We start from the raw sequence: 2,908 nt of genomic DNA, 5'->3' as shown, positions 1-2,908 counted from the left end.
GCCGGTGAGCCGTCGGCGGTCGGCGCAGGCGGCGGTGCCGCGGAACTGGTGTCCACCGAGGGCGAGGAGCTGAGGCAGCCCGCCGCCCCTCAGGAGCCGGGGCCGGGTGAGCGGGCCCGCAGTCTGTGGTCGGACGCCTGGCACGACCTGCGCCGCAATCCCGTCTTCGTCGTCTCCGGACTGCTGATCTTCTTCCTCGTCCTCATCTCCCTGTGGCCCGGCCTGATCGCCACCCGCAACCCGCTCTCCTGCCAGCTGGGGAAGTCCCTGGACCCGGCCTCGCCCGGCCACTGGTTCGGCTACGACACCCAGGGCTGCGACGTCTACACGCGGGTGGTCCACGGCGCCCGTACGTCCGTGACCGTCGGCGTCTGCGCCACCCTCGGCGTCGCCCTGGCCGGCAGCGTCCTGGGCGGGCTCGGGGGCTTCTTCGGCGGCTGGTGGGACGCCCTGCTCTCCCGGCTCACCGATATCTTCTTCGGCATCCCGATCATGCTCGGCGGGCTGGTCTTCCTCTCCATGACGGGCAGCCGTTCGGTGTGGACGGTGGTCGCCTTCATCGCACTGCTGGGCTGGCCGCAGATCGCCCGCATCGCGCGCGGCGCGGTCATCTCGGCCAAGCAGCACGACTACGTACAGGCCGCGCGGGCACTGGGCGCCGGCAACGCGCGGATGCTGGTGCGGCACATCCTGCCGAACGCCGTCGCGCCGGTCATCGTCACCGCGACGATCGCGCTGGGCACGTACATCGCGCTGGAGGCGACCCTCAGCTACCTCGGCGTCGGACTGCAGCCGCCCACCGTCTCCTGGGGCGCGGACATCTCCGACGCCTCGCAGGGGATGCAGTTCCGCAACGCGCCGCACATCCTGCTCTATCCCGCCGCCGCACTGAGCCTGACCGTGCTGGCCTTCATCATGCTCGGCGACGCGGTGCGCGACGCCCTCGACCCCAAGCTGCGCTGAGGGAGACGTACGTGAACCGGACCCAGCCCCGTCCCCCGTCGCCGCCCCCGTCCCCGGAGGCGCCGCTGCTGGCCGTACGGGACCTGCGGGTGGAATTCCGCACCCGGGACGGCGTCGCCCAGGCCGTCAACGGCGTCAGCTTCGGCGTCTCGGCGGGCGAGACGCTGGCCGTGCTGGGGGAGTCCGGTTCGGGCAAGTCGGTGACCGCGCAGGCGGTCATGGGCATCCTCGACACGCCGCCGGGACGGATCACGGGCGGCGAGATCCGCTTCGAGGGCCGGGACCTGCTGACGCTCCCGGCGGAGGAGCGGCGGAAGATCCGCGGCGCGCGGATGGCGATGATCTTCCAGGACGCGCTGTCGTCGCTGAACCCCGTGCTCAGCGTGGGCTACCAGCTCGGTGAGATGTTCCGGGTGCACCGGGGCGCCTCCCGCAAGGAGGCCAGAGCCAAGGCCGTCGAACTCATGGACCGGGTCCGGATTCCGGCCGCCCGGGCACGGGCCGGCGACTACCCGCACCAGTTCAGCGGCGGCATGCGCCAACGCATCATGATCGCCATGGCGTTGGCGCTCGAGCCCCGGCTCATCATCGCGGACGAGCCGACCACCGCGCTGGACGTCACCGTCCAGGCCCAGGTGATGGAACTGCTCGCCGACCTCCGCCGCGAGTACCGGATGGGCCTGATCCTGATCACCCACGACCTGGGCGTGGTCGCCGACGTCGCCGACGAGATCGCCGTGATGTACGCCGGCCGGATCGTGGAGACCGCCCCGGTGGGCGAGCTCTACCGGGCCCCCGCCCATCCGTACACGAAGGGGCTGCTCGACTCCATCCCGCGCCTGGACCAGAAGGGGCAGCGGCTCAACGCGATCAAGGGGCTGCCGCCGAGCCTGCTCAGCGTCCCGCCCGGCTGCGGTTTCCACCCCCGCTGCCCGATGGCGCGCCCCGTCTGCCGCACCGACGAGCCGCCGCTGTACGGCGAGGTGGGTCCGGGCAGAGCCAGTGCGTGCCACTTCTGGAAGGAGCTGCTGGATGAGCGGTGACAGCATGACCGCGCCGGCGGGGACCGCGTACGCGCCGGGTGAGGCGATCCTCGAGGTGAGCGGTCTGGTCAAGCACTTCCCGCTCACCCAGGGCGTCGTCATCAAGCGGCAGGTGGGCGCCGTCAAGGCCGTCGACGGCGTCTCCTTCGACCTGACACGCGGCGAAACCCTGGGCATCGTCGGGGAGTCGGACTGCGGCAAGTCGACCGTCGCCAAGCTGGTCACGCACCTGGAGACCCCCACCGCCGGGCGCATCCGCTACAAGGGCGAGGACATCACCCGGCTCTCGGGGAAGGCGCTCAAGGCCGTACGCCGCAACATCCAGATCGTCTTCCAGGACCCCTACACCTCCCTCGACCCTCACCAGTCCCTCCGCCGCGTGCTCGACGAGGTGCAGCAGGTGCAGTTCTCGCGGCCGAAGGCCGAGCGCGAGGCACGCACGCGCGAGCTCCTCGACGCAGTCGGGCTTGCCGAGAAGGAAGCGCGCGCGCTACCCAGAGAGCTGTCGGGCGGGCAGCGTCAGCGGGCCGCGATCGCCCGTGCGCTCGCCACCGAGCCCAAGGTCCTGATCCTGGACGAGGCTGTTTCAGCCCTCGACGTCTCGATCCAGGCCCAGATCCTCAACCTCGTCGCCGACCTGCGCCGCGAGTTCCGCCTCACCTACATTCTCATCTCGCACGACCTCACCGTCGTCCGCCAGGTCGCGGACGAGGTGCTCGTCATGTACCGCGGCCGGGTCGTCGAGCAGGGGCCGGTCGCCACGATCCTCAAGGCTCCGCAGCACCCCTACACGCAGCGGCTGCTCGAATCCGTGCCGCGGCCCGGCATGTCGCTCGTCCGGCGCAAGGCGAAGCTCGAGCTCGACGAGACCGGCTGCCTCTTCCGGGGCCGCTGCCCCAAGG

Annotated in this window: 3 protein-coding genes; all 3 read left to right on the top strand. The window is 71.4% G+C overall.

Features of this window, described 5'->3' with window-relative positions:
• A partial coding sequence (locus ACRDP3_RS18050; RefSeq protein ID WP_431517996.1) for an ABC transporter permease occupies nt 1–963 on the top strand: 963 nt, incomplete at its 5' end.
• An 11-nt stretch (nt 964–974) separates the two neighbouring features.
• Complete coding sequence (locus ACRDP3_RS18045; RefSeq protein ID WP_431517995.1) at nt 975–2,006, top strand: ABC transporter ATP-binding protein; 1,032 nt, start codon at nt 975–977, stop codon at nt 2,004–2,006.
• On the top strand, nt 1,996–2,908 hold a 913-nt coding region (locus tag ACRDP3_RS18040), incomplete at its 3' end, for an ATP-binding cassette domain-containing protein (RefSeq protein ID WP_431517994.1). The genes ACRDP3_RS18045 and ACRDP3_RS18040, both read left to right, overlap by 11 nt.

Origin of the sequence: Streptomyces sp., from assembly GCF_050698815.1 — a bacterium.
GTDB lineage: Bacteria > Actinomycetota > Actinomycetes > Streptomycetales > Streptomycetaceae > Streptomyces.
Note: the sequence above shows the minus strand (reverse complement) of the source record. Positions and strands in the feature narration are given on the sequence as shown.